The sequence below is a fragment of the Nocardia crassostreae genome (genome assembly GCF_001613405.1).
Taxonomy (GTDB): Bacteria; Actinomycetota; Actinomycetes; order Mycobacteriales; family Mycobacteriaceae; genus Nocardia; species Nocardia crassostreae.
On sequence record NZ_BDCH01000012.1, the window covers coordinates 181,277 to 204,973 of the forward strand.

Annotated in this window: 26 protein-coding genes and 1 riboswitch; of the genes, 11 read left to right on the forward strand and 15 right to left on the reverse strand. The window is 67.7% G+C overall.

Annotated features, from left to right (window positions below; all coding sequences use genetic code 11):
• Positions 1–76: 76 nt before the first annotated feature.
• Together NC4_RS07610 and glyA are read left to right on the forward strand one after the other, a co-directional pair.
• Entirely contained in the window at positions 77–1,273 is a 1,197-nt protein-coding gene (locus NC4_RS07610; protein ID WP_067534312.1) for a DUF885 domain-containing protein, read from the forward strand.
• A gap of 342 nt (positions 1,274–1,615) precedes the next feature.
• Positions 1,616–1,700: riboswitch (ZMP/ZTP riboswitch) on the forward strand.
• A gap of 141 nt (positions 1,701–1,841) precedes the next feature.
• The gene (glyA, locus tag NC4_RS07615; protein WP_067535909.1) at positions 1,842–3,137 is read left to right on the forward strand and encodes a serine hydroxymethyltransferase; all 1,296 of its coding nucleotides are present in this window, start codon (positions 1,842–1,844) and stop codon (positions 3,135–3,137) included.
• 113 nt (positions 3,138–3,250) lie between these two features.
• Here glyA and NC4_RS07620 read toward each other — a convergent pair whose 3' ends face one another.
• Positions 3,251–3,568: a glutaredoxin domain-containing protein gene (locus NC4_RS07620; protein WP_281186268.1), complete on the reverse strand. Its 318-nt coding sequence runs from the start codon at positions 3,566–3,568 to the stop codon at positions 3,251–3,253.
• Complete coding sequence (locus tag NC4_RS40005; protein ID WP_157554369.1) at positions 3,569–3,778, reverse strand: hypothetical protein; 210 nt, start codon at positions 3,776–3,778, stop codon at positions 3,569–3,571.
• Here NC4_RS40005 and NC4_RS07625 point away from each other — a divergent pair.
• The gene (locus tag NC4_RS07625; protein WP_067534317.1) at positions 3,777–4,088 is read left to right on the forward strand and encodes a hypothetical protein; all 312 of its coding nucleotides are present in this window, start codon (positions 3,777–3,779) and stop codon (positions 4,086–4,088) included. The genes NC4_RS40005 and NC4_RS07625 overlap by 2 nt on opposite strands.
• Before the next feature lie 22 nt (positions 4,089–4,110).
• Here the strand turns inward: NC4_RS07625 and NC4_RS07630 are convergent, their stop codons facing one another.
• Positions 4,111–4,383 (reverse strand): hypothetical protein, encoded by a 273-nt coding sequence (locus tag NC4_RS07630; protein WP_067534320.1) that lies wholly within the window; start codon positions 4,381–4,383, stop codon positions 4,111–4,113.
• A 21-nt stretch (positions 4,384–4,404) separates the two neighbouring features.
• Here NC4_RS07630 and NC4_RS07635 point away from each other — a divergent pair, with 21 nt between their 5' ends.
• From NC4_RS07635 to NC4_RS07650, 4 genes are all read left to right on the forward strand, one after another.
• Complete coding sequence (locus tag NC4_RS07635; protein WP_067534323.1) at positions 4,405–4,791, forward strand: DUF488 domain-containing protein; 387 nt, start codon at positions 4,405–4,407, stop codon at positions 4,789–4,791.
• Between the two features lie 348 nt (positions 4,792–5,139).
• Positions 5,140–6,444, forward strand: a complete 1,305-nt coding sequence (gene phoH2, locus NC4_RS07640) for an RNA 5'-3' helicase PhoH2 (protein WP_439957494.1) — start codon at positions 5,140–5,142, stop codon at positions 6,442–6,444.
• A 255-nt stretch (positions 6,445–6,699) separates the two neighbouring features.
• Positions 6,700–7,236 carry an LGFP repeat-containing protein gene (locus tag NC4_RS07645; protein ID WP_067535913.1) on the forward strand — a complete coding sequence of 179 codons (537 nt, stop codon included), beginning with the start codon at positions 6,700–6,702 and terminating at the stop codon, positions 7,234–7,236.
• A gap of 145 nt (positions 7,237–7,381) precedes the next feature.
• A complete protein-coding gene (locus tag NC4_RS07650) occupies positions 7,382–8,227 on the forward strand; it encodes an acyl-ACP desaturase (RefSeq protein ID WP_067535918.1) in 846 nt (281 codons plus the stop codon).
• 153 nt (positions 8,228–8,380) lie between these two features.
• On the opposite strand, the gene NC4_RS07655 is transcribed toward NC4_RS07650, so the two are convergent.
• Both NC4_RS07655 and NC4_RS07660 read right to left on the reverse strand, forming a co-directional pair.
• Positions 8,381–8,803, reverse strand: coding sequence for a limonene-1,2-epoxide hydrolase family protein (locus NC4_RS07655; protein ID WP_067534330.1), 423 nt, complete (start codon positions 8,801–8,803; stop codon positions 8,381–8,383).
• A gap of 29 nt (positions 8,804–8,832) precedes the next feature.
• The gene (locus NC4_RS07660; RefSeq protein WP_067534333.1) at positions 8,833–9,564 is read right to left on the reverse strand and encodes a TetR/AcrR family transcriptional regulator; all 732 of its coding nucleotides are present in this window, start codon (positions 9,562–9,564) and stop codon (positions 8,833–8,835) included.
• A 99-nt stretch (positions 9,565–9,663) separates the two neighbouring features.
• Between NC4_RS07660 and NC4_RS07665 the strand changes: the two genes are divergently transcribed.
• The gene (locus NC4_RS07665; protein ID WP_067534336.1) at positions 9,664–10,845 is read left to right on the forward strand and encodes an FAD-dependent monooxygenase; all 1,182 of its coding nucleotides are present in this window, start codon (positions 9,664–9,666) and stop codon (positions 10,843–10,845) included.
• Positions 10,846–11,106: 261 nt separating this feature from the next.
• Here NC4_RS07665 and NC4_RS07670 read toward each other — a convergent pair whose 3' ends face one another.
• The 5 genes from NC4_RS07670 to glpX form a co-directional block, all read right to left on the reverse strand.
• Positions 11,107–11,760 carry a hypothetical protein gene (locus NC4_RS07670; RefSeq protein WP_067534339.1) on the reverse strand — a complete coding sequence of 218 codons (654 nt, stop codon included), beginning with the start codon at positions 11,758–11,760 and terminating at the stop codon, positions 11,107–11,109.
• 83 nt (positions 11,761–11,843) lie between these two features.
• Complete coding sequence (locus NC4_RS07675; protein WP_067535921.1) at positions 11,844–13,253, reverse strand: class II fumarate hydratase; 1,410 nt, start codon at positions 13,251–13,253, stop codon at positions 11,844–11,846.
• 114 nt (positions 13,254–13,367) lie between these two features.
• Positions 13,368–13,643: a TFIIB-type zinc ribbon-containing protein gene (locus NC4_RS07680; protein WP_067534342.1), complete on the reverse strand. Its 276-nt coding sequence runs from the start codon at positions 13,641–13,643 to the stop codon at positions 13,368–13,370.
• A gap of 39 nt (positions 13,644–13,682) precedes the next feature.
• A complete protein-coding gene (locus NC4_RS07685; protein ID WP_067534345.1) occupies positions 13,683–14,621 on the reverse strand; it encodes a phosphotransferase family protein in 939 nt (312 codons plus the stop codon).
• A 10-nt stretch (positions 14,622–14,631) separates the two neighbouring features.
• Positions 14,632–15,672 carry a class II fructose-bisphosphatase gene (glpX, locus tag NC4_RS07690; protein ID WP_067534347.1) on the reverse strand — a complete coding sequence of 347 codons (1,041 nt, stop codon included), beginning with the start codon at positions 15,670–15,672 and terminating at the stop codon, positions 14,632–14,634.
• A 112-nt stretch (positions 15,673–15,784) separates the two neighbouring features.
• Here glpX and NC4_RS07695 point away from each other — a divergent pair, with 112 nt between their 5' ends.
• Positions 15,785–16,351 carry a DUF4245 domain-containing protein gene (locus NC4_RS07695; protein WP_067534350.1) on the forward strand — a complete coding sequence of 189 codons (567 nt, stop codon included), beginning with the start codon at positions 15,785–15,787 and terminating at the stop codon, positions 16,349–16,351.
• 29 nt (positions 16,352–16,380) lie between these two features.
• Here NC4_RS07695 and NC4_RS07700 read toward each other — a convergent pair whose 3' ends face one another.
• The 3 genes from NC4_RS07700 to NC4_RS07710 form a co-directional block, all read right to left on the reverse strand.
• Entirely contained in the window at positions 16,381–16,605 is a 225-nt protein-coding gene (locus tag NC4_RS07700; RefSeq protein WP_067534353.1) for an exodeoxyribonuclease VII small subunit, read from the reverse strand.
• Positions 16,592–17,827 carry an exodeoxyribonuclease VII large subunit gene (xseA, locus tag NC4_RS07705; protein ID WP_067535922.1) on the reverse strand — a complete coding sequence of 412 codons (1,236 nt, stop codon included), beginning with the start codon at positions 17,825–17,827 and terminating at the stop codon, positions 16,592–16,594. Before xseA ends, NC4_RS07700 begins: the two co-directional genes overlap by 14 nt.
• 158 nt (positions 17,828–17,985) lie before the next feature.
• A complete protein-coding gene (locus NC4_RS07710; protein WP_067534356.1) occupies positions 17,986–18,669 on the reverse strand; it encodes a lipid droplet-associated protein in 684 nt (227 codons plus the stop codon).
• A 114-nt stretch (positions 18,670–18,783) separates the two neighbouring features.
• Here NC4_RS07710 and NC4_RS07715 point away from each other — a divergent pair, with 114 nt between their 5' ends.
• Positions 18,784–19,785, forward strand: coding sequence for a 4-hydroxy-3-methylbut-2-enyl diphosphate reductase (locus tag NC4_RS07715; protein WP_067534359.1), 1,002 nt, complete (start codon positions 18,784–18,786; stop codon positions 19,783–19,785).
• A 141-nt stretch (positions 19,786–19,926) separates the two neighbouring features.
• On the opposite strand, the gene NC4_RS07720 is transcribed toward NC4_RS07715, so the two are convergent.
• Both NC4_RS07720 and NC4_RS07725 read right to left on the reverse strand, forming a co-directional pair.
• Positions 19,927–20,916, reverse strand: a complete 990-nt coding sequence (locus NC4_RS07720; RefSeq protein ID WP_218020955.1) for a DUF6542 domain-containing protein — start codon at positions 20,914–20,916, stop codon at positions 19,927–19,929.
• Between the two features lie 205 nt (positions 20,917–21,121).
• Entirely contained in the window at positions 21,122–22,279 is a 1,158-nt protein-coding gene (locus NC4_RS07725; protein ID WP_067534363.1) for a DNA recombination protein RmuC, read from the reverse strand.
• A gap of 205 nt (positions 22,280–22,484) precedes the next feature.
• On the opposite strand from NC4_RS07725, the gene NC4_RS07730 reads away from it, so the two are divergent.
• Positions 22,485–23,684, forward strand: a complete 1,200-nt coding sequence (locus NC4_RS07730) for an exonuclease SbcCD subunit D (RefSeq protein ID WP_067534366.1) — start codon at positions 22,485–22,487, stop codon at positions 23,682–23,684.
• Positions 23,685–23,697: the final 13 nt, after the last annotated feature.

Genomic DNA, 23,697 nt, shown 5'->3' on the forward strand with positions numbered 1-23,697 from the left:
CCGGGCCCAGGTTTGCGGGCGCCCGGAGACGGGAACGGCGGCACGTCCGCCGGTCCGATCACCTACAGTCGGCTGCATGTCAGCGCATCCTCTCGTGACCGAATACCTGCGGCTGGGCCTGTCCTTCGACCGGCTGGAAGAAGGTTTCGTCGACGCCTTCACCGGTGATCCCGCCCTGCGGCGCGAGATCGAGAACGCCCCCGCGCCCGAACCCCGCGATCTCGCGAACAAGGCTGCCGCACTGCGCAAGGAACTCCCCGAGGCGGGGCTGTCGGCCGAGCGCACCGAATTCCTGGATGTGCACCTGCGCGCGCTGGAATGCTCCGGCCGGAAATTCGAGGGCGACGATATCGGCTTCGTGGACGAGGTGCGCGCCTACTTCGACGTCGATATCGCACCCGGCGACGAGGCGGACTATCACGAGGCGCACCGGCAACTCGGCGAGGTGCTGCCCGGCGAGGGCGCGCTGCCCGATCGCATCGCCGCGCACCGGCGGGCCGACGAGATTCCGCCGGAACGGCTGCGCGAATGCGTGGACGCGTTCTCCGGGGCGCTGCGGGAACTGGTGCGGCAGCGCTATCCGCTGCCCGATCACGAACGCGTGGAATACGAAGTGGTGGGCGACAAGCCGTGGTCGGGCTTCAACTACTACCTGGGCAATTTTCAGTCGCGGGTGGCCATCAATTCGGATCTGAAGCAGCACATGGCGCATCTGCCCGCGCTCATTGCGCACGAGTCATACCCCGGGCATCACACCGAGCATTGCCGCAAGGAAGCCGGATTGGTCGCGGCCGGTCAGGACGAGCAGACGCTGTTCGTGGTGAACACACCGCAATGCCTGATGGCGGAGGGTCTCGCGGATCTGGCCCTGAAATCCATCGTGGGGCCGGACTGGGGAAAATGGGCGCAGGAAATCTACGCCGATCTCGGATTGCGTTTCGACGGTGAACGCGCCGAAAGCATTTCGGCCGCCTCGGCGAACCTGCTGAATGTGCGCCAGGACGCGGCCCTGCTCTTGCACGACCGGCGGCGCGATGCCGACGAGGTGGCGGCCTTCCTGCAGCGCTGGAGCCTGATCACACCGGAGCGGGCGCGGCAGCAGCTGCGCTTTCTGTCCTCTCCGCTGTGGCGGGCCTATATCAGTACTTATGTGGAGGGGTACCGGCTGCTCGGCGGATGGTTGAATGCATCCCCCGACGCCGAGCAGCGGTCCGATCGATTCCGTCGACTGCTGGACGAACCCCTCACTCCCGGAGCCATTCGCCGGATGTGAGGGAGCCGCGTTCAGCGGTTGGCGCGGAGGGCTACCAGTTACTGCAGCCCGCGCCGCCGCTGGACATGGTGCACATGGTCTTGAGCAGCGTCTTGATCAGGTCCTCGATGCCGCCGGCGATGAAATGCATTCTCAACCTCGAAAGTTATGGTGGGCCAATGCCACTGGCGGGTCATAATGCCAGTGCGCCGCCACTATACCGAGAATTGTTGCCCTCTCATAGTCAGTATCCGGGCCACTGTCCACCGGAGGTGCCGAGGCGGTCGGTCAGTGCACCGCCGACGTGCGTGGTGCCCCTACTTTTCGGGGCACGCGAGCGTGGCGTGATTCACGCCGATAGGATGGCGGAACCGCGACTGGCGCACTCGAGGTGGAAGCAACCACCGGGAAGCACCGACGTCCTGCACCGCGCGCCTGGGTGCAGGGTGAGCCCTTGGAGTACTTCGGTACCCGGGGGCAGCACCGGAGCACGGAGGTTGCGATGACCCAGTTGGAAGCTGCGATGGATCAGCACGACACACACGGCCCTCTGATCGGCACTGTCGCCACGGCCAATACATTCGGCGGCGTGACCCAGACGAGCACTTCTGTCAACAGCCAGTCCCTCGCCGAACTCGATCCGGAGGTCGCCGCCGCGATGGGCGGAGAGCTCGCCCGCCAGCGTGACACCCTCGAGATGATCGCCTCGGAGAACTTCGTTCCCCGCGCGGTCCTCCAGGCGCAGGGCAGCGTGCTCACTAACAAGTACGCCGAGGGCTACCCGGGCCGCCGCTACTACGGCGGCTGCGAGAACGTCGATATCGTCGAGGATCTCGCCCGCGCTCGCGTCAAGGAACTCTTCGGCGCGGATTTCGCCAATGTGCAGCCGCATTCGGGTGCGCAGGCCAATGCCGCCGTCCTGATGGCGCTCATGAACCCGGGCGACAAGCTGCTCGGCCTGGATCTCGCGCACGGCGGCCACCTCACCCACGGCATGCGCCTGAACTTCTCGGGCAAGCTGTACGAGGTGCACGCCTACGGCGTGTCCAAGGAGGACCACCGCGTCGATATGGACGAGGTGCGCAAGATCGCCCGCGAGACCCGTCCGAAGGTGATCGTGGCCGGTTGGTCCGCCTACCCGCGCCACCTCGACTTCGCGGCCTTCCGTGAGATCGCCGACGAGGTGGGCACCTACCTCTGGGTCGATATGGCGCACTTCGCCGGTCTGGTCGCGGCCGGACTGCACCCGTCCCCGGTGCCGCACGCCGATGTCGTGTCCTCCACCGTGCACAAGACCCTCGGCGGTCCGCGCTCCGGTCTGATCCTGGCCAAGCAGGACTTCGCCAAGAAGCTCAACAGCGCGGTGTTCCCGGGCCAGCAGGGCGGTCCGCTCATGCACGCCATCGCCGCCAAGGCCGTGGCGTTCAAGATCGCCGCGGGCGCCGAGTTCAAGGAGCGCCAGGAGCGCACCATCGCGGGCGCCAAGATTCTGGCCGACCGCCTCATGGGCGCCGATGTGCAGAGCAAGGGCATCTCGGTGCTCACCGGCGGCACCGATGTGCACCTGGTCCTGGTCGATCTGCGCAACTCCGCACTGGACGGCCAGCAGGGCGAGGATCTGCTGCACGAGGTCGGAATCACCGTGAACCGCAATGTCGTTCCGTTCGATCCGCGCCCGCCGATGGTCACCTCCGGCCTGCGCATCGGCACCGCCGCCCTGGCCACCCGTGGCTTCGGCGATGCCGAGTGGACCGAGGTCGCCGAGATCATCGCCGCCGCGCTGACCGGATCCGCCGATCTGGATTCGCTGCGTCAGCGGGTTTCCAAGCTGGCCCAGGACTTCCCGCTCTACGAGGGCCTGGAGGACTGGCGCCTGCTGGGCTGACCGCCCGCCCATGGCGACGAGCCCGCCGCGATCACGAGATCGCGGCGGGCTCAGCCATTTTCGGAGTCGGCGTACGCCTGCTCGCTCTCGGCGCGGGTGCTCACTACGCCGGGTCAGAAGGCGAAGAAGCGGCGCGGTCCGCCGGTGAGCTCCGGTGCGTCGGCCGCCACGGTCGCGATCAGCTTCCTGGGATGCGGGTTCACCCAGCTGCGCTCGGACGAGCCGTCGCGCAGCACCACCGTCGGCACGGTCTCGTTGCCGTTCGCGATCGAGCGCACAATGGTCGCGGCATCCGGGTTCTCCCAGATGTCGACTTCGGTGTGCACGATCCCGTGGCGGTTGAGCACCCGCCGCATGCGGGAGCAGTACGGGCAGCCCGGGCGGCGGTAGCGATGAGCTCCGGAGTGGCGTCGGCGGTCATAGTCCCCAATCTACGTCCGGCCCAGCCAGTCGAGCAGGGCGTCGGACGGGCCGTCCGCCGGGTCTTCGGCAATGGTGTAGGGGCACGGGATATCTCGATCGCCCCGGACGACGGCGACTGTCGCGCAGCGGGCGCGGCGCACATCGTCGTTCGGGAGGATTCCGATATGCGACCGCGGTAGGTCTGTTCGCCTATGCTGCAACCAGATCGGAGGCATCATGGCGATCAAGGTAATGCTGCTCGGCTTGAAGATGGCCGTCGTCGACGAGGTCCGCGATCAGCTGGCGGTACCGGATGTCGAGCTGTTCACCGGATCCAGCGTCGAGGAGCTGCGGGCGGTGCTCGCCGGGACGAGTCTCGATCACGTCGTCATGGGCGCCGGGCTGGAGCTGGAGCAACGTCTCGGCATCGTGCGCGAGATCTTCGAATCCAGTGACAGCACCACCGTGCATCTCAAGGATTGGGCATCCGGACCGGAGGGTTTCCTGCCGTTCGCCCGGGCGGTGCTCAGCGGGCTGCATCCCGCCTGAACGTCGCCGCCCGGCGCGCGGCTCAGGAGTGCTTGCCGAGGTACGCCACGTACATCGGCCGCAGCACCTCGCCGATCTCGCCCTCACCGGCGTGGAAGTAGTCGTCGATCATGGGCAGCACGTACTTGATGTCGACCTCGCTTTCGCCCAGATCACCGGCGGCTGCCTCGGCGGCCGGGATGGACTTCAGCAGCTCCCACAGAAATTTCACGTCGCCCCGGCGAACGGCCAGCTTCACGGCCCGGTCGTGCAACTCCTTGGTGGACAGCGTCTCGAGATCCTGAATTTCGGCCATGGCATCGACTGTAATGGACCGATGGCGCAGCAACCGACGTACCGGGTGAAGCGGGTCTACGACGAGCCGGAGGCCGCCGACGGCCGCCGCGTACTGGTGGACCGGCTCTGGCCGCGCGGCATCAGCAAACAGCAAGCAGCCATTGACGAGTGGGCCAAGGATGTGACCCCTTCCACAGAGCTGCGCAAGTGGTATCACGCCGACCCGGACACCCGGCGGGCCGAGTTCGAGCGGCGGTACCGCGCAGAGCTCGAATCCGACGCCGCGCGGCAGGGGCTGGCACAGTTGCGCCGGGAGGCCGCCGCGGGGCCGTTGACGCTGGTGACAGCGGTGAAGGAACCCGCGCACAGCCATGTCCCGGTACTGGTGGGTGAATTGGGCGAAACACCCAGAGCGGACAGGCGTTAACGGGATCTTCACCAACACGCCTGTCAGTCGGGGAGCCGGAAATCGAATTCGGCGGTAGCGTCGGGGGTGCGGGCCGCGTAGGTGTGGTCCGTACGGGAGGTCCTGATCGTGACTGAGCAACTCAGTGCGAGGGGGTCGGCACCTGGCCCTCGGGTCGTTTGACCCTACGGCCGACCGGCCCAGCGAGAACGCTCGCGCGGTGTCGCGCGAGTGGCAAAGGAGCCCACCGTGACTGATGCACGCTCCGTTACCGCTCCTAGCGGGGACGCCAGCTCCACCCGGAGCCCGCGGACCACGGCCAAGGGAGTTCGCGCCTCGCAGTCGTCGGCGACTCTTCGCCCGAACGACATCGATTCCGGACTGAAGACCTTCGTGGTGGATACGTCGGTGCTGCTTTCGGATCCTTGGGCATTGACCCGCTTCGGCGAGCACCACGTGGTGCTGCCGCTGGTGGTGATCAGTGAACTAGAGGCCAAACGCCACCATCACGAACTGGGCTGGTTCGCCCGCGAGGCCCTGCGCATGCTGGACGATCTGCGTCTGGCGCACGGTCGGCTCGATCAGGAGGTGCCGGTCGGCGCCCAGGGTGGCACGCTCCAGGTGGAGCTCAACCACACCGATCCGAACGTCCTGCCCGTCGGATTCCGTACGGACAGCAACGATTCCAGGATTCTCGCCTGTGCGCTGAACATGGCGGCCGAGGGCCGGACCGTGGTGCTGGTGTCCAAGGACATCCCGCTGCGCGTCAAGGCGAGCGCGGTCGGACTCCAGGCCGACGAGTATCACGCGCAGGATGTCGTCACCTCCGGGTGGACGGGCATGGTGGAGCTCGATGTGAGCGCCGAAACCGTGGACAAGCTCTACGCGGAAAGCGTGATCGATCTCGACGAAGCCCGGGATCTGCCCTGCCACACCGGAATTCGCATCCTCAGCGGGCGCAGCAGCGCACTCGGCCGGGTCACTCCGGACAAGCGGGTGCAGCTGGTGCGCGGGGATCGCGAAGCCTTCGGGCTGCACGGGCGCTCCGCCGAGCAGCGCATCGCCCTGGATCTGCTGCTGGACGAGAGCGTGGGCATCGTCTCGCTGGGCGGCCGGGCGGGTACCGGCAAATCGGTGCTCGCGCTGACCGCGGGCCTCGAAGCCGTGCTGGAACGGCGCAGCCATCGCAAGGTGGTGGTCTTCCGCCCGCTGTACGCGGTCGGCGGACAGGAACTCGGCTATCTGCCGGGCAGCGAGAGCGAGAAAATGGGGCCGTGGGCGCAGGCCGTCTTCGACACCCTCGAAGGGCTGGCCAGCCCGGAGGTGATGGAGGAGGTGCAGGCGCGCGGCATGCTGGAAGTCCTGCCGCTCACCCACATTCGCGGCCGCTCGCTCCACGATTCCTTCGTGATCGTGGACGAGGCGCAGTCCCTCGAACGCAATGTGCTGCTCACGGTCCTCAGCCGATTGGGCAGCGGATCGCGGGTCGTGCTCACCCACGATGTCGCCCAGCGCGACAACCTCCGAGTGGGCAGGCACGACGGTGTGGCCGCGGTGATCGAAAAACTCAAGGGTCACCCGCTGTTCGCGCACGTCACGCTGACCCGCAGCGAGCGCTCGCCGATCGCGGCCCTGGTCACGGAGATGCTCGAGGAGTACGGGCCGAACGCGTAAGGCGGGATGGGGAATAGGGACGGGCCGGGATATCCCCGGCCCGTTCCGTGCGGGGTCCGGGGGCGAAGCCCCTGGGAGCCCCGAGAGTTGGATCTATCCACGCGGTCCGATCGGGCAAATCCCTGGCGTGTATTTTACTTCACATTGCTCAGGGTATATTCCAGGTAAATTCCTGCTCGGCTGACAATTCGGTGATCTCTGTGTATTTCGCCGAATTGTTGCCGAGTGTCGGCCTGAATATCCGAGAGGATGGAAATGCACCACTTCGCTCGACGCACGGCTGGCATCATCGCGGCGGTCGCGGTCGCGACCACGTTCGCCGCGGGTTGCGACAAGGACAGTGACAAGGACTCCAAGTCCGACGCGAGCATGACCACCACCGAAATGGCCCCGGCCTCCGAGCCGATGGGCGAGACCGGCGGCGCGAGCGAAACCAAGATCGCCACCCGGGACGGCAGCGAAATCGCCGTCACCGGAGACTTTCTCGCCAAGTACAACGAACTCGGCGGCGAATCCGGTCCGCTGGGCGCGCCCACCGGACCGGAGCAGGACGCGCCGGGCGGCGGCAAGGTGCAGGAGTTCACCGGCGGCGCGGTCTACGCCACCTCGGCCACCGGCACCCACGTGGTCTGGGGCGAGATCCGCAAGGCCTGGAACGAGAACGGCGGTCCGGGCGGCAAGCTCGGCTACCCGACCACCGACGAGACGGATATCCCGGGCGGCAAGCAGAGCGATTTCACCGGCGGCACCATCACCTGGGTGGACCAGCAGATCACCGTCACCGAGAAGTAGCGGCGGTCCGGGACGCGGTGATCGCGTCCCGGAAACCACCGTGACTGTGTGAATGCCCCGCATGAGCCCCATAGCCGCTGTGAATGTGGGAGCGAAGTGCCCGGGTTTGTTCCGGAGCCTCTACCTTGTGCAGGTGCAGAATGTGATGGCCGACCGCGAACTTCTGGAGTCGCTGGCGGCGGAGGTGGAATCGAACCTGGTACGTCACACCGCCGCCGCGGCGGAGTGGCAGCCGCACGACCACGTGCCGTGGGACGACGGGCGCAACTTCGCCTTCCTCGGCGGAACCGATTGGGAGCCGGGGCAATCCGCGCTGAGCGAGGTCTCCAAGACCGCCCTCACCGTGAGCGTCCTGATTGCCGACAATCTGCCGTCCTACCACCGTGAGGTCGGCAAGTACCTGCGCATCGGACCCTGGTGGCGCTGGGTCGGCCGCTGGACCGCCGAAGAGAACCGCCACGAAATCCTCATCCGCAACTACCTCATGGTCACCCGCGCCGTCGACCCCATCGAACTCGAGCGCATGCGCATGGCCCACATGACCGCGGGCTTCCGCCGCCCGGCCATGCACCTGCTCGACGTGCTGGCCACTTGCGCCTTCGAAGAGGCCGCCGCCGCGGTCCGACACCGCAACACCGAATCCAAGTCCGATGACCCGATCGTGGCCCTCATCGCGTCCCGCATCGCCGCCGACGACGAACTGCAGGCGGTCTTCTTCGCCAACCTGATCTCCGCCGCGCTCGACCTGGCGCCCGATCAGACCATCCGCGCGATCGCCGACCGCATCGCCGACTTTCATGTTCCGGTGGTCCAGCTGGCCGATGGTCGCACCAGCGATGAAGTTCTCGCCGCCGCGGGAATCTACGACCCGGCTCGGGAGCCCGAGCTCGTCTTCAAGCCTCTCCTCGAGCAGTGGGAAGTCTTCACCCGCACGGACTTCGGCGAGGAAGGCGAGAAGGCTCGGGCCGAGCTCGCGCACCTGCGTTCCTGACCCTCGCTTCGCTCGGATTACTGCCCTGTGTTCTATCCGCGGACGGTCGGTGCCCCGGTCCTTGTCCGTCCGCGGTCGGCCTTCACCCTCCGTACGTGGGGCCTGGCCCTGGTTACGTTCAAAGACATCTTGTGTCCCGGTGGCGATTACGGTTCAGCGTGGGAGGAGTGCTCGCGCTACCCCGACGACGCTGCCTCGCAGGAAGTTCTCCCAGGAGAAGTGGTCGTGCCAGAGGACGATTCGGCCGCCGCGTAGTTCGAAGGTGCCGCAGACCCAGAAGGCGATTTCTATCGGGCCGACGCGGAGGTAGTCGGTGCGTTCGGTGAGGACGATGTTGTCGCTGGTGGCGGCGATGTGGTGCATGTCGGCGCGGAAGCCGAAGCGGGGGTTGTTGAACTGTTTGAGGACCCAGCGGACGCGGTCCAGGCCGCGGACGTCGGGGAGTGAGGTGTTCTTCCAGATGATGCTGGGGTCGGCGAGTTCGAGGGCTTCGTCGATGATCTTCATTTCCAGGGCGGCGAAGAATTCCCGCACCGTGGTGATCGCGTCCTGCTGCAGCTCCGGTAAGTCGGACATGCTCCGACTTTAAGCCGGAAACGGGCTGCCTACGGCTGTTTTCGGTTGTTGATGAGGGCGCCTACGCCGTCGAGGATGCGGTCTATGCCGTAGTGGAGGGCGTTGTTGCGGCCTTCGCCGCGGACGGTGGCCTGGTCGGTGAAGGCGGAGACGACATGGGGGTAGCGGTCGCGGTGGGCGGACAGGATGGCGCCGATCTCCTTGACCAGGCGGCCCTCGGCGTCGCCGTCGGGGGTGGCGCCCGCCTGTTGGACCAGGCCGCGGGCGTGGCCGATGAGGAGGACGACGGTGTCGAGGCGTTCGGCGGCGGTGAGGCCGCTGTCGGCCAGGGCGGCCAGAGCCGATTCCAGCCAGCTCATCTCATTGGGGCCCATGGGGCGGGCGCCGGTCGATAGTTCCAGGGTCCAGGGGTGGGCCCAGGCGCGGTCGAAGAAGGTCTGGGCCCAGCTGCGCAGGTAGGCGCGCCACGGGAGTTCCGGGGAATCGGGTTGGTCGGCAGCGGGTTCGGGGGCGGCGCCGAGGGCGGACTCGAGCATGAGGGCATTGAGTTCGGATTTGCCGGGCACGTAGCGGTAGAGGGCCATCTTCGCGCAGCCGAGGCGTTCGGCCAGGCGCTGCATGGACAGGTTGGCCAGGCCTTCGGCGTCGGCCAGGGCGACGGCTTCGGTGACTATGCGGTCCAGGGTGAGGGAGGGTTTGGGGCCGCGCTTGGGGCGCGACGGGGCGCCCCACAGCAGTTCGAGCGTGGTCGGTGCCGGCATGGGCGTCATCCTTCCGGAAAAAGACTTGCGGTGGAACTGCGTCCAACATACGTTATTGATAAGCGTCCGGTGGACGCAGTTAATGGAGGAGTCTCAGCTATGCGCAACACGACCGTTCTCATCTCCGGCGCCAGCGTCGCCGGACCGGCGTTGGCCTACTGGCTGCAGCGGTACGGGTTCGCGGTGACCGTGGTGGAGAAGGCGGCGTCGCTGCGGCCCGGCGGGCAGGTCGTCGACTTCACGGGGGCGACGCATATGACGGTGCTCGAGCGCATGGGCATGCGCGAGGACATCGAGGCGCGGCAGACCGGTAAGACGGATATGAGCCTCATCGATGCGAACGAGCGTGAACTGGCGCTCATCTCAGGGGATTTCACGGGCGGGGATATCGAGATCCTGCGCGGGGATCTGGCCGAGGTGATGTACAAGCACACCGTGCACGCCTGTGAATATGTTTTCGGGGACAGCATTTCCGCGCTCACCGAAACGGCGGACGGCGTGCACGTCGAATTCGAGAACATGCCGGGCCGTACATTCGACCTCGTCTTCGGGTGCGATGGAATCCACTCCCGGGTGCGGAAACTGGCTTTCGGGCCCGAACGGGATTTCGTGCAGCACCGCGGTTACTACTACTGCATTGCCGGGGCATCGCATTGGGAGGCGCAGGACGGGCCGCGCGAGCGGGCGCATTCCTATGGTTACAACGAGCCGGGGCGGCTGGTGGTTTCGGGCGGATCGAAGGCGGGGCAGATGTATCTGTTCGCCTCGCCCGAGCTCGAATTCTCGCGTGACGATGTGGCCGAGCAGCAGCGCATCGTGGCCGAGAACTACGCCGGAATGGGGTGGCGGGTGCCGGAAATGCTGGCCGAGTTGCCGGAGCTGGACGGTTTCTATCTGGATTCCATCAGCAAGGTGACCATGAAGAGCTTCGTCAAGGGGCGGATCGCGCTGCTCGGCGATGCGGGGTACGGGAACACCCTGGCCGGATTCGGGACCGGGTTGGCGGTCGTGGGAGCGTATGTGCTGGCGGGAGAGCTGGCGATCGCCGATGGTGACCATGCGACGGCCTTCGCTCGCTACGAGGAGATCATGAAGCGCTATCTGCGGATGGCCGATGCCGCCAATGCCGGGCCGTTCCTGGCGCCGAAGACCAAACTCGGTATCCGGGCGCGGAACTGGTTCCTCGGGTCGCGGCTGTGGAATCTGATGCTGAAGTACACCGATAACGCCAAGAATGACATCGATCTGCGGAACTACCCGGAAATCATTGCGGCGCGATGAATTACGCACAGCAGCGTGCGAGGCATGGCCGCTATTGCCGCCACGCCTCGCGTCCGCTGTTCAAACAATGATCCCGATCGCTGCCAGGAAGGCCTTCGCGCCTACACCGAATAGGGCGACCATACCGTTGACGAATGCAGTCAGCATTGTTCTTTCCTTTCGTGGAGATACCGCGGATGCGGATACTCAGCTAATCGGAGGCAATGCGTGACGCGTTTCACGCGAGTCGGAAAATTCGAGAAATCGGTTGCCGACCTCGGGCTACCGCGTCGTGGTCGGCGGAATGCCGCGCGGCGCGACCCCGGCCGAATTCACCACGCGGCTGCTCTCCTTCGAAACGAAGAACGAATCACCGGACTCCACATGGCCGCAACTGATACCCACCTCGCGGGAAACGCACTTGTAGCCGCCGATCTGCAGCGAGGAGCCGTAGGGCAGGGCGGGGGAGTCCGCGCGGCCGTAGAACAGCGGGCTGACCTCACAGCTGAACCCGGCGCCGCTCTGGCCGATGCTGAAGGCGGGCATGGGAGCCTGGGAATGCTCGGGTTTCACGCACGCCTGCTCACCCGCCGGAATCGCCGCGAGCTTGCCCTGGCAGCCGATATCGATGGTGCCGACGCCATTGGACACCGGCTTGTCGAAGATCGCGCAGTGGATATTGCCGCTCGGAGTCTGGAAGAAGTAGCCCTTCGCCCCGGCGATGCTCTCGTCCTGTCGGTACTCCGTCGGATCCGCCGCCTCCCCGCCGTCGATGCTGACGGTGGTGCTGGTCGGCGGCGCGGTGGTCGTGGTGGCGGTGCTGGTCGTGGTGGCCGGAGTGGTCTCCGGATGATTCTGATGCTCGCTGCCCGAGGAGCAGCCGGTGAGCAGCGCCACCAGAGTCGTCACCGCTGCGGCGGCAACCCGTGCGTTCACGTAATCCCCTTCGGAGACCGGTAGATCCGGCGAAGAACCGTTGTCGGGGAGGACGTTAGCCGACGGACTGCCGCCGCGCCGTATCACGCCTTCTTGGCGTCCACGTTGGCCATGGACAGCACGTCCAGACGCTTGTCGAGTTCGGCCTCGGAGAGCTTGTCGCCGATCAGGCCGCGGTCGATGACGGTCTGCCGAATCGTCTTGTGCTCCTTGAGGGCTTCCTTGGCGACCGCGGCGGCCTCCTCGTAGCCGATGGCGGAGTTCAGCGGGGTCACGATGGAGGGGGAGGACTCGGCCAGGCGGCGCAGGCGCTCCTCGTTGGCGACCAGGCCGACCACGCACTTGTCGGCGAACAGGCGAGAGACGTTGGCCAGCAGGCGAATCGACTCGAGGACATTGCGGGCCATCATGGGGATGTAGACGTTCAGCTCGAAATGGCCGTTGCCGCCGCCCCAGGCGATGGCCGCGTCATTGCCGATGATCTGTGCGGCGACCTGGGTAACCGCTTCGGGCAGAACGGGATTCACCTTGCCCGGCATGATGGAGGAGCCCGGCTGCAGATCCGGCAGCTGGAGCTCGCCCAGGCCGGTGAGCGGGCCGGAGCCCATCCAGCGAATATCGTTGGCGATCTTGGTGAGGCTGATGGCGACCGTGCGCAGCGCGCCGGAGACCTCCACCAGGCCGTCGCGGGCGGCCTGCGCCTCGAAGTGGTCGCGGGCCTCCGACAGCGCGTCGATACCGGTCGACCGCACCAGTTCCGCAACGACTCCGGCGCCGAAGCCGTCCGGGGCATTGAGCCCGGTGCCGACCGCGGTGCCGCCGATGGCCAGCTCGCCCAGTCGCGGCAGGGTGGTCAGCAGGCGTTCCATGCCCGCGCTCACCTGGCGGGTGTAGCCGCCGAACTCCTGGCCCAGGGTGACCGGGACGGCGTCCATCAGATGGGTGCGGCCGGACTTGACGACATTGCGCCACTGCTCGGACTTGTCCAGCAAGGCCAGGCGCAGATGCTCGAGCGCGGGCACCAGGTCCTTGACCACGGCCTCGGTGGCGGCGAGATGGGTTGCGGTGGGGAAGGTGTCATTGGACGACTGCGACATGTTCACGTCGTCGTTGGGGTGCACGGTGACGCCGTTACGGGCGGCGATGCTCGCGATCACCTCGTTGGCGTTCATATTGGAGCTGGTGCCCGAGCCGGTCTGGAAGACGTCGATCGGGAACTGGTCGTCGTGCGCGCCGTCGGCGATCTCGGTGGCGGCGGCGATAATGGCGTCGGCCTTGGTCTCGTCCAACAGGCCCAGGTCCCGGTTCACGCTCGCGCACGCGGCCTTCAGCAGGCCCAGCGCCCGGATCTGCGCGCGTTCCAGGCCGCGGCCGCTGATCGGGAAGTTCTCCACCGCTCGCTGGGTCTGCGCCCGCCACAACGCCTGTGCGGGTACGCGGACTTCGCCCATCGTGTCGTGCTCGATGCGAAACTGCTGCGTCTCCTCGGTCATGGATTCGACCATATGCCCGCAATGCGGCGAATGGGCCCGCACCCCCTGAGGGAATCCGCACATGCCGCGCCGGGAATACCGGCGGCGGCAGTGCGGTGGTCGCGCGTGCTCGAGCTAGGACGAGAAGAACGGGCGCCCGACGCCGTGCTGCTTGTGGCGGCCGTGCCCGTAGCCGTATTGCGGCTGGTGGTGCGGGGCCTGGTGCGGCGCGCCCCAGGCCGGTGCGCTGGGCGGTGGCGGGGGAGCCTGCTGATATCCGGCCTCCAGGCGGTTGATCGCCTCGAGCTCACCGTAATCCAAGAAAATCCCCCGGCAACCGCTGCACTGCTCGATGCGCACCCCCGCGCGGTTGTACGTATGCATAGGCGCATGACATTTCGGGCACTGCATTGAAATTCATCTCCTCGCTGTAAGGAACGTATGCGCAATTCACGATACGGCAGCGCGCATCCGCCGACACGAATCCACCAGCGCCACATCCCATTCGTCCAGTTCACGCCCCTCCAGCCCCGCCTTGGCAACCGCCAGCGCGGCAGCCCGAACGACGAGCGCCCGTGCGGGCACATCCAACACCGCCCACGGATCCCCCTCCGGCACCGCGGGCCCGCCCGCCCGCCGATAGGCATTCAGAAACCGCTCCCACACAACGGGATCCAAGATCGCCGCCGCGAAGTAAGCGGCGAACCTGGCCAGATCCCATACGGGATCGCCCAGACCTAGATCGTCGACATCGATCAATCGCCAGGATGTGCCGCCGCCTTCGCAACCGACCACCTGTCCTAGGTGAAAATCGCCGTGCACCAAGGTCATCCGCCCTGCCCTCGCCCCACCTCCGAGATCCGGCAAGGTCTCGGCCGCACGCCACACCACCCCCGCCATGTTCGGATCGGCGACATCCGCGGCCGCGCCCAGCCGATCCAATGCCCGCCCCACGCGTGCCATCGCTCCTGTCTCCGGGAGCGTCGCACCGACACTCGGCCCCTGCCCGGAGGGCGTGACCTGATGTAGGCGAGCCAGCAGGGTCGCGGTCTGTTCCCAGGGGATGGCGGCCGGATCGTCGGGGTCGATCGGGGTGCGCGCGGGCCACAGTGAGAGTAGGCGGTCTGCTCGTGCGGTCAGCAGGTTGCCGTCGAAAGCGATTGGGGGCACAAGGATTTCGTGCAGGGCCGGGTGGGTTGCCAGCCGCAGGCGGGTGGTGAGGGCGGCCGGGTCGGTGTCGGGCGGGTGGGATTTGACCACCAGGTGGCCGACGCGGATCACCAGGCCGTCGGGGCGGCCGGAGAGGACTTCGGGGTCTCCGGCCGCGCCTGCCTGCCGGGCCAGGTCGGCCAGCAGGGTTATCGACTCATCGGGCGGGTGCCCGGACATGCGCTGTCGCTCAGGGCAGCGGCGGGGTGGCGTCCTCGTCGCCGACGAAGTCGACCGAGGAGTACTCGCGCAGCTTGGTGAGGCGGTGGTAGGCGTCGATCATGCGGACGGTGCCGGACTTGGCGCGCATGACGATGGACTGGGTGTAGGCGCCGCCGCCGTAGTAGCGCACACCGCGCAGCAGATCGCCGTCGGTGACGCCGGTGGCGGAGAAGAAGACGTCCTCACCGGAGACCAGATCCTCGGTGGACAGGATGCGGTCCAGATCGTGCCCGGCGTCGATGGCCTTCTGACGCTCGGCCTCGTCCTTCGGGGCCAGCTTGCCCTGCAGCGCACCGCCGAGGCAGCGCATGGCGGCCGCGGCAATGATGCCCTCGGGGGTGCCGCCGATGCCGATCAGCATGTCCACACCGGACTCGGGGCGGGCGCAGGCGATGGCGCCCGCGACGTCACCGTCGGAGATGAGGCGGATGCGGGCGCCCGCATCGCGGACCTCCTGCATGTGCTGGGCGTGGCGGGGGCGATCCAGGATGCAGACCGTGAGGTCGGAGACCGCGGAGTTCTTGGCCTTGGCGACGCGGCGCAGGTTCTCCGCGATCGGGGCGGCGAGGTCGATGACATCGGCGGCGTCCGGGCCGACGGAGATCTTCTCCATATAGAACACGGCCGACGGATCGAACATGGCGCCGCGCTCGGCGACCGCCAGCACGGAGATGGCGCCCGGCGAACCCTTCGACATGAGGGTGGTGCCGTCGATCGGGTCGACCGCGAAGTCGAGTTCCGCGCCGGTGCCGTCGCCGACCAGCTCACCGTTGTAGAGCATGGGCGCTTCGTCCTTCTCGCCCTCGCCGATCACCACGATGCCGCGCATCGACACGGTCGCCACCAGCTGGCGCATCGCTTCCACGGCCGCACCGTCGCCGCCCTCCTTGTCGCCGCGGCCGACCCAGCGGCCCGCGGCCATGGCGCCTGCCTCGGTGACCCGGACCAATTCCAGCGCGAGGTTGCGGTCCGGAGCCTCGCGGCGGCTGGATGCGGGCGTGGGCGTCATTACGGTGCCTCCTTGGTTGTCTACTGCTGCGTAAATTGTCGCATTAGGTTTTCTTTACGGCTGCGGAGCCCTGAGTGCCCGGTCACGTATGGCCCCCGTGGATACTGGGTGCGTGTCGTACCAAAAGCCGCGGATCCTGAACGACTGGAAGGACCTGCTCTGGTCCCTTCTGCCCCTGGTGCTGATCTGCTTGGTCATCGCCGGTGTGGCGAGTCAGTGCACGTTCACCGCGAATGGTCCGACACAGGGCCAGATTCCGCATCTCGATGTCGACAAGGCGCTGGCCGACGATGCGAAGCTCATGTCCTTCCCCATCCGCAAGCCCGCGCTGGCGGCGGACTGGAAGCCCAACTCCGGTAAGCGCGACACCATTGTCGGTGCGGGCGGCGGGGATGTGAGCACCGTCGGCTACATCACACCGCAGGGCAGCTATATGCAGCTCACCCAGACCAATGCCACCGAAGAAGCACTGGCCAAGCAGGTTACGGGCACCCGCTACGCCACCGGCGCCGAGCAGATCGGCGACCGCAAATGGGTGGTCTACGCCGAGCCCGGCACCGAGCCCGCCTGGATCACCGACTTCGGCGACGTGCGCGTGCTGATCAAGGGCGCGGGCAACCCCAATGCCTTCAAGACCCTGGCCACGGCCTTGGGCAGCGCGCAGCCGCTGCCCCACTGACGTCGAACCGACAAGGCCGGGAGTAGCGCTCAGTCCTCTTGCGTGCGATGGGCGAGGGCGTCCTCGACGCGTTTGCGCGCACCCGCGAGATGCTCCTCACAGCGGTTGGCGAGGGCCTCGCCGCGCTCCCACAGGGTGAGTGAATCGTCGAGGTCGAGGCCGCCCTGTTCGAGCATCTTGACCACATTGACGAGTTCGTCGCGGGCGCGTTCGTAGCCGAAGGTGGTGATTTCGGCGAGGTCACCGTTGGTCATCGCGGGCGGGTTCCTTTCGGGGGCCGAGGGATTGGGCGCCGAGGGCGGCGGCGGTGACCGCGCCGTCGGCTACGTGAATGCGGAGCTGGGTGCCGGGCGGGGAGTCCTCGATGGAACGGACCACTTCGCGGTCGGCGCCATTGACCCGTTGCACCACGGCGTAACCGCGCGCGAGGGTGGCGGCGGGGCCGAGGGCGGAGAGCTTCTCGCGCAGATGGCGGGTGGCGGTGGACTCCCGGGTGAGTTCGTGGTCGATGGCGCGGCGGGCGCCGGTGCGCAGGCGCTCGACCTCGTCGTGGCGCTGCTCCAGCAGGCGCAGCGGATCGGCGAGGACCGGGCGGGAGCGCAGTTGCTGCAGGCCGCGTGCCTCACGATCGACCCAGCCGCGCAGAGCCGCGGCGGCCCGCGCGCGTAGTTCCTGCAGCAGCGCGGTTTCGGCGGCGGCATCGGGGACGATCCGCTTGGCGGCATCGGTGGGGGTGGCGGCGCGCAGGTCCGCCACATAGTCCGACAGTGGATTGTCCGGTTCGTGGCCGATGGCGCTGACGATCGGGGTCTTGGCGGAAACGATTGCCCGGCACAGGGTCTCATCGGAGAACGGGAGCAGGTCCTCGACGCTGCCGCCGCCGCGGGCCAGCACGATCACACCCACGTCCGGATCGGCGTCCAGGGCGGCGATGGCCTCCAGGATCTGCGGCACCGCCGTCGGGCCCTGCACCGCGGTATTGCGGATCTCGAAGCGCACGGCGGGCCAGCGCTGGGTCGCCACCGTCACCACATCGTGCTCGGCGGCGCTGGCGCGGCCGGTAATGAGGCCGATCTTGTTGGGTAGGAATGGGATCGGGCGCTTCAGGCGCGGATCGAAGAGTCCCTCCGCGGCCAGCAGTGCCTTCAACCGCTCGATGCGGGCCAGCAGCTCACCGATGCCGACGGGCCGAATCTCGGTGATCCGCAAGGACACCGTGCCCCGGCCGGTGAAGAACTGAAGCTTGCCGTAGACCACCACCCGGCTGCCCTCTTGCAAGGGCACGGCCGAACTGCGCAGCAAGTCCGGATCGCAGGTGACGGACAGCGACATGTCGGCCGCCGTATCGCGCAGCACCAGGAATGCCGTCCGCGTACCCGGTCGCAGATTGATCTGTGTGATCTGGCCCTCGACCCACACCGCGCCGAGCCGATCGATCCACTGCGCCACCTTCACGGCGATGGTGCGCACCGGCATCGGGTTCTCGGCAGTGCTCGGCTGCCTCTCGGTCTTCTCGGTGCTCACCGAACCGATTCTGTCAGTGCCCACCGACTTACCGTGCGAGGTGGGCTCGAAACGACGAACGCCGACCTGCGGGGAGTACATCCCTGGAGGTCGGCGTCAACACCGCGCGGTCACTTGGACTGGACGGTCGCGATGAGGTTGGTCAGCATGGTGACGAAGGGGGCGCAGGCGCGGGTGTTCTGCTCGTAGTCGAGCAGGGAGGCCAGATCGTCGACGGTGAGCTGGCGCAGGCGGGCGCGCAGCTGGGCCAGGGTCATATTGGTGTAGTCGAAGCGGGTCGCGACTTCGGGTTCCACCGGGGCGCTGCCATTGTGGCCGTTGGTGGCGGCGAGGGAAGCCGTTGCGGGGGCCGGGGTTTCGGCGGGCGCGGGCTCGGCGGCGGGTGCTTCGGCGACCGGCTCGGGTGTCGCGGCGGCGGGTTCGGTCACGACCGGAGCCGGTTCGGTCACGGCGGGAGCCGGTTCCGGGACGGCGGATTCGGCCGGGGCGTAGAGATCGAAACTGCTCTTGCGTACCGATTCGAAACCGGCGCTCGGAGTTTGCTCGTCCTCGTCCTCATCGAAGGTCGCCCAGGCCGGCTGCTCTTCCGGCTGATTGAGCAGACGGTCGAAAACGGCATCGCCTTTGAGTGCGAGGCTGGTCACGAACTGCTGGACGTGCATGGTTGTCTGCAGCATCTGGCTGATCGCGGTGATCGGGAAATTGATTGCGGTGGTCGGTAGCCGGCGAGTTTCCTCGAGGGCGTAGACGGCAGCCCCGGCGGCGACCCGGGCCAGGAACGGAGGTCGGAACATGGTCCTAGCCTGCCCGAAACGCCGTGTGATGCAAAGGTGAGAACTCGGTAAATGTGATTCTGCTGCCAACCTCCGGGCGAATGCGCGTCACCCGGCACACGTATTCTGTGGGCTATGTCCTCGGCTATCCCATTGAACGTTGGAATCGTCCGGTCCGCGTCGGGTGCCGCCGACGCGCCGAAACGAGTACTGCTCGCCGAACCGCGCGGCTATTGCGCCGGCGTGGATCGCGCGGTGGAAACGGTGGAGAAGGCGCTCGAAAAGCACGGCGCGCCGCTCTATGTGCGCAAGGAAATCGTGCACAACCGGCACGTGGTGGAAACGCTGCGCGAGCGCGGCGTGATCTTCGTCGACGAAACCGACGAGGTGCCGCACGGCGCCGTCGTGGTGTTCTCCGCGCACGGCGTCTCGCCCATGGTGCATCAGACCGCCGCCGAGCGGGAGCTGCACACCATCGACGCCACCTGCCCGCTGGTCACCAAGGTGCACCAGGAGGCCAAGCGGTTCGCCCGCGACGATTTCGACATTCTGCTCATCGGCCACGAAGGCCATGAGGAGGTGGAGGGCACCGCGGGTGAGGCGCCCGATCATGTGCAGCTGGTCGACGGGCCCGATGCGGTCGACAATGTCACCGTGCGGGACGAGAACAAGGTGATCTGGCTCTCGCAGACCACGCTGTCGGTGGACGAGACCATGGAGACCGTGCAGCGGCTGCGGCAGAAGTTCCCGAAGCTGCAGGATCCGCCGAGCGACGACATCTGCTACGCCACCTCCAACCGCCAGACCGCGGTCAAGGCCATGGCGCCCGAATGCGATCTGGTGATCGTGGTCGGCTCGCGCAACTCGTCCAACTCGGTGCGGCTGGTCGAGGTCGCCCTGAGCGCGGGCGCCCGCGCCGCCCACCTCATCGACTACGCCCGCGAACTGGATCTGTCCTGGCTGGAAGGCGTGCGCACCATCGGCGTCACCTCCGGTGCGTCGGTTCCGGAAATCCTGGTGGAAGGTGTGCTGGAGCTGCTGGCCGAACACGGCTTCGGCGAGGTGCAGCCTGTCACCACGGCCAACGAGACCCTGGTGTTCTCGCTTCCCCGCGAATTGCGCGCCGCCAGAAGTTGATTCACCGCTACACGCGCAAACGCCCGGTGTGATTCCACACCGGGCGTTTTGCGCTGTGGGATGGGGCGCAGGCCGCCTCGAATCTCTTGTGGGGGTTCGGGGGCGAAGCCCCCGAGAGTCCCCCGAGAGGTGGGGTTTTCCTCAGCGCTCGATGCGGCCGGAATCGCGGTCGCGGTAGCGGACATTCGGGCGCGGGTGCGGGGGCACGTCGGCATTGGGGTTGCGGCGGCGGCGCGCGTCGGGTGCGGGCGCGGCCGGGTTGCCGGTGGCGGCACGGCGGTCGGCCGGGGGCTTGCGATCGGCCGGGGGCTTGCGGTCGGTGGGTGCGGGCTGGCGGGCGGCGGTGGGCTTGCGATCCGTGACGGCGCGGCGGTCGGCGGGGTTGCGTTTGCGCTCGGCGGCCTGGCGGGCGGGCTGTCCGGCCGCGGGCTTGCGGGCCTGGCGGTCGGCGGGCTTGCCGACGCGCGGCGGGCGGTCGGCGGTACGAGCGGCAGGACGGCGCGTGGCGGGCGCGGCCGCTTCGGAATCGGCGCTGTCGTCGGGCTCCGCGGCGGACCGGAAGCGTCGTCTGGCGGGGTCCTTGGAATCGGCCGGGCGGGTGCGCTGGGCGCGCGCGGCACGGGCGGGGCGCGCGGTACGGGCGGGGCGCGCGGTACGGGCGCGGGGCGTGCGTAGCTCGCCCGAGCCGTCCTGCTCGCGCCGGTGCAGGAAGACCCGGACCGCGCCGATGATGAGCACCAGCACGGTGGCCAGCGCCATGGTGGGGAAGCGATTCACCAGCGGGATGGCCAGGTTCAGCAGGATGTCCTTCAGCTTGAGGCTGCCGGAGTTGCCGAGCATCTGCTGATAGGCCAGTGGCACCGAGACGAACAGCAGCAGCGGGGGCAGCACCAGGGTGGTGAAAAGGCCCCTGTACCGAACGGCCAGTACGGCCAGGACACAGCCGAGCACGTACAGCGACGCGAACGTACCGGTCAGCTCGCTGCCGCCGCGAGCATCGATAAAGAATCCGATAAAGGTGCAGGTCACCGCAATCAGCACCGCCGCACCGGCGGGGATGCCCGCGATGGACGGCACGATCGAACGGTGCGACGGGGGCACCTCGGCTCGCTCGCTTGGGGTTACTGCCACGTCAAGCACACTAAGGCATGAAGGTATTTCTCGAGGGAGGCGACATCATGCGGGTATCCGCGGACCCGTCATTCGCGGGTATCCGACTCTCACATCCGCCGCGCCCCTCCTCGTCTGTCCGCGGGACCCGCCCGGCGTATCCGCGGAGGACCTGCCTGGCCCGGCCGCGGGGATTTGCCTGGCCTTTCGCGGGGATTTGCCCGGCCTATCCGCGAGGATCAGCCTCGGCGAAGCCGACCGCTCGCGGCCAGGAGTCCACGCGGTGGATCTCGGGCACCGGGGCGTCCGCTATCTCCAGGTCGTGGAGTTTGCGGGCGGTCACCATGACCCGGGATTCGACCGAGGCCACGGTGTGATTGAAGGCGTCCACGGCCTTGCCGAGCTGGGCGCCTAGGCGGTCGAGATGGCGGCCGGTGGTGCCGAGGCGGGTGTAGAGCTCGCGGCCCAGTTGCTGGATGGCGGCCATATCGGCGGTGAGGGCCTCCTGCCGCCAGCCCAGGGCGACGGTGCGCAGCAGCGCCATGAGGGTGGTGGGCGTCGCCAGCACCACATTCTTGGCGAAGGCGTATTCGAGGAGCCCGGCATCGGTGCCGAGGGCGGCATCGAGGAAGGGGTCGCCGGGGACGAACAGCACCACGAATTCGGGGGAGGGGTCGAAGGAGGCCCAATACTCCTTGGCGGCCAGCTGATCGACGTGATTGCGGAGGTGTTTGGCGTGCCGGGCCAGATGGCCGTCGCGTTCGCGGGGCTCCTCGGTGGCGGCGGCATCGAGGTAGGCGGTGCACGGGACCTTGGCGTCGACCACGATCTGCCGCCCGCCCGCCAGCCGCACCACCAGATCGGGGCGGACCACGCCATCGGGTGCGCCGGGTGCGGCGCCGCGGCGGGTGACCTGGGTGCCGAAATCGCAGTGCCGTGTCATTCCGGCGAGCTCGACCACCCGCTCCAGCTGGATCTCGCCCCAGCGGCCGCGCACCTGCGGGGCGCGCAGGGCGGCCACCAATTGCCCGGTCTGCGTGGACAGTTGGTGCGACATGCGCTGCATGCCCGCAACCTGTTCGCGCAGGCCGGAATACGCGTTGATGCGATTGTGCTCGACCTCTTGGATGTGCCGGTTGAGGGTGCCGACGGCTTCGCGCAGCGGTTCCATCATCGCGCCGAGGGCATGCGATTGCCGCCGCGCCGCATCCTCGCTGGCCGCGCCAAGGGACTGCCGGAGCAACCGCTCGTTGTCGTGCATGGCGGCCAGCCGCGCCTCGGCCACCGCCGCGCGCTGCCCCGCCCGCGCGGCATGACCCAGCCAGCCGAGGGCCAGCCCCGAGATGAACACCAACAGCAGCGCAAACAGCATCGGTGCGGTCATGGGTGCAGATAGTGCCCCATGACACCGACAAGTGGGGTAACCCGGGCAACCGTTCGGCTCCTCCGACTCTCCGAGTTCTTGGCATTCGGCCGCAGCCGCACTCCGCTCGATCTTCGGCAATTGGTGTGCAATACACCGGCGGATTTCGGGCGGCTCGCATGGGTAGCGGTGAGTTTGTCGGCGGCATCGCCTACCGTTCTGCGACATGCGCATCCTGCACACCTCCGACTGGCATATCGGGCGCACCTTCCACGGCGTCGATCTGCTGGCCGACCAGGAGTGTTCGCTGCGGGCCATTGCCGAGCTGGTGGCCGCCGAGGGTGTGGACGTGGTCGTGCTGCCGGGGGATGTGTACGACCGGTCCATTCCGAGTGCGGATGCGATAGCGATCTGCAATCGGGGATTCGAGGCGATTCGCGCGGCCGGGGCAACCATCGTCGCAACCTCGGGCAACCATGATTCGCCGACGCGGCTGGGGGCGCTGGGGAGTTTCGCGGCGGCGGGCGGATTGCATTTGCGGTGCACGATCGCGGATGTGGCGAAGCCGGTGGTGCTGGCCGACGGGCACGGCGAGGTGGCGTTCTACGGCATTCCGTATCTGGAGCCGGATATCACGCGGGCGGAACTGGGCGTGCCGCAGGCGCGTTCGCATGCCGAGATCCTGGATGCGGCCATGGGGTTGATTCGCGCCGATCTCGCCGGGCGGGACCTGCGGTCGGTGGTGCTGGCGCACGCCTTCGTGGTGGGCGGGGAGGCCACCGGATCGGAGCGGTCGATTTCGGTGGGCGGGGTCGAGACGGTGCCGATGTCGGCCTTCGACGGCATGGACTATGTCGCGCTCGGGCATCTGCATTCGCCGCAGACGCTGTCGGAGTCGGTGCGGTACTCTGGGTCGCCGCTGCCGTATTCGTTCGGGGAGCGGTCGCATCGCAAGGCGGTGTGGATCGTGGATCTGGACGGGTCGGGGCTCGCCGCGGTGGAGCGGCGGGAGCTACCGGTGGTGCGGGGGCTCAGTCAGCTCAGCGGGACCCTCGACGAATTGCTGGAGGCGGCCGAGTTCGCCGGGGCCGAGGATCATTACGTCGCGGCCACGCTCACCGATCACGCGCGGCCGGTCGACGCGCTGCGCCGGTTGCGGGCGCGGTTCCCGCACGCCGTGCACGTGGAATGGGTTCGGCCCGAGGGCAATCCGAAACTGCGCTATCGGGAACGCGTGCACGGGCGGCGCGATACCGAGATCGCGCAGAGTTTTCTCACCGATGTGCGGGGTGCGCCGACGGCGGGGGAGATGACCTGGCTGGAACGCGCCCTCGCGGCGACCGTCCGCGAGGGGGACGGGGCCGGGCGGGTATCCGCCGGTGCCGCAGTGGATTCGGGCGAATCCGCCACCGAGCTCTCCGCATGATCGGTATTCACCG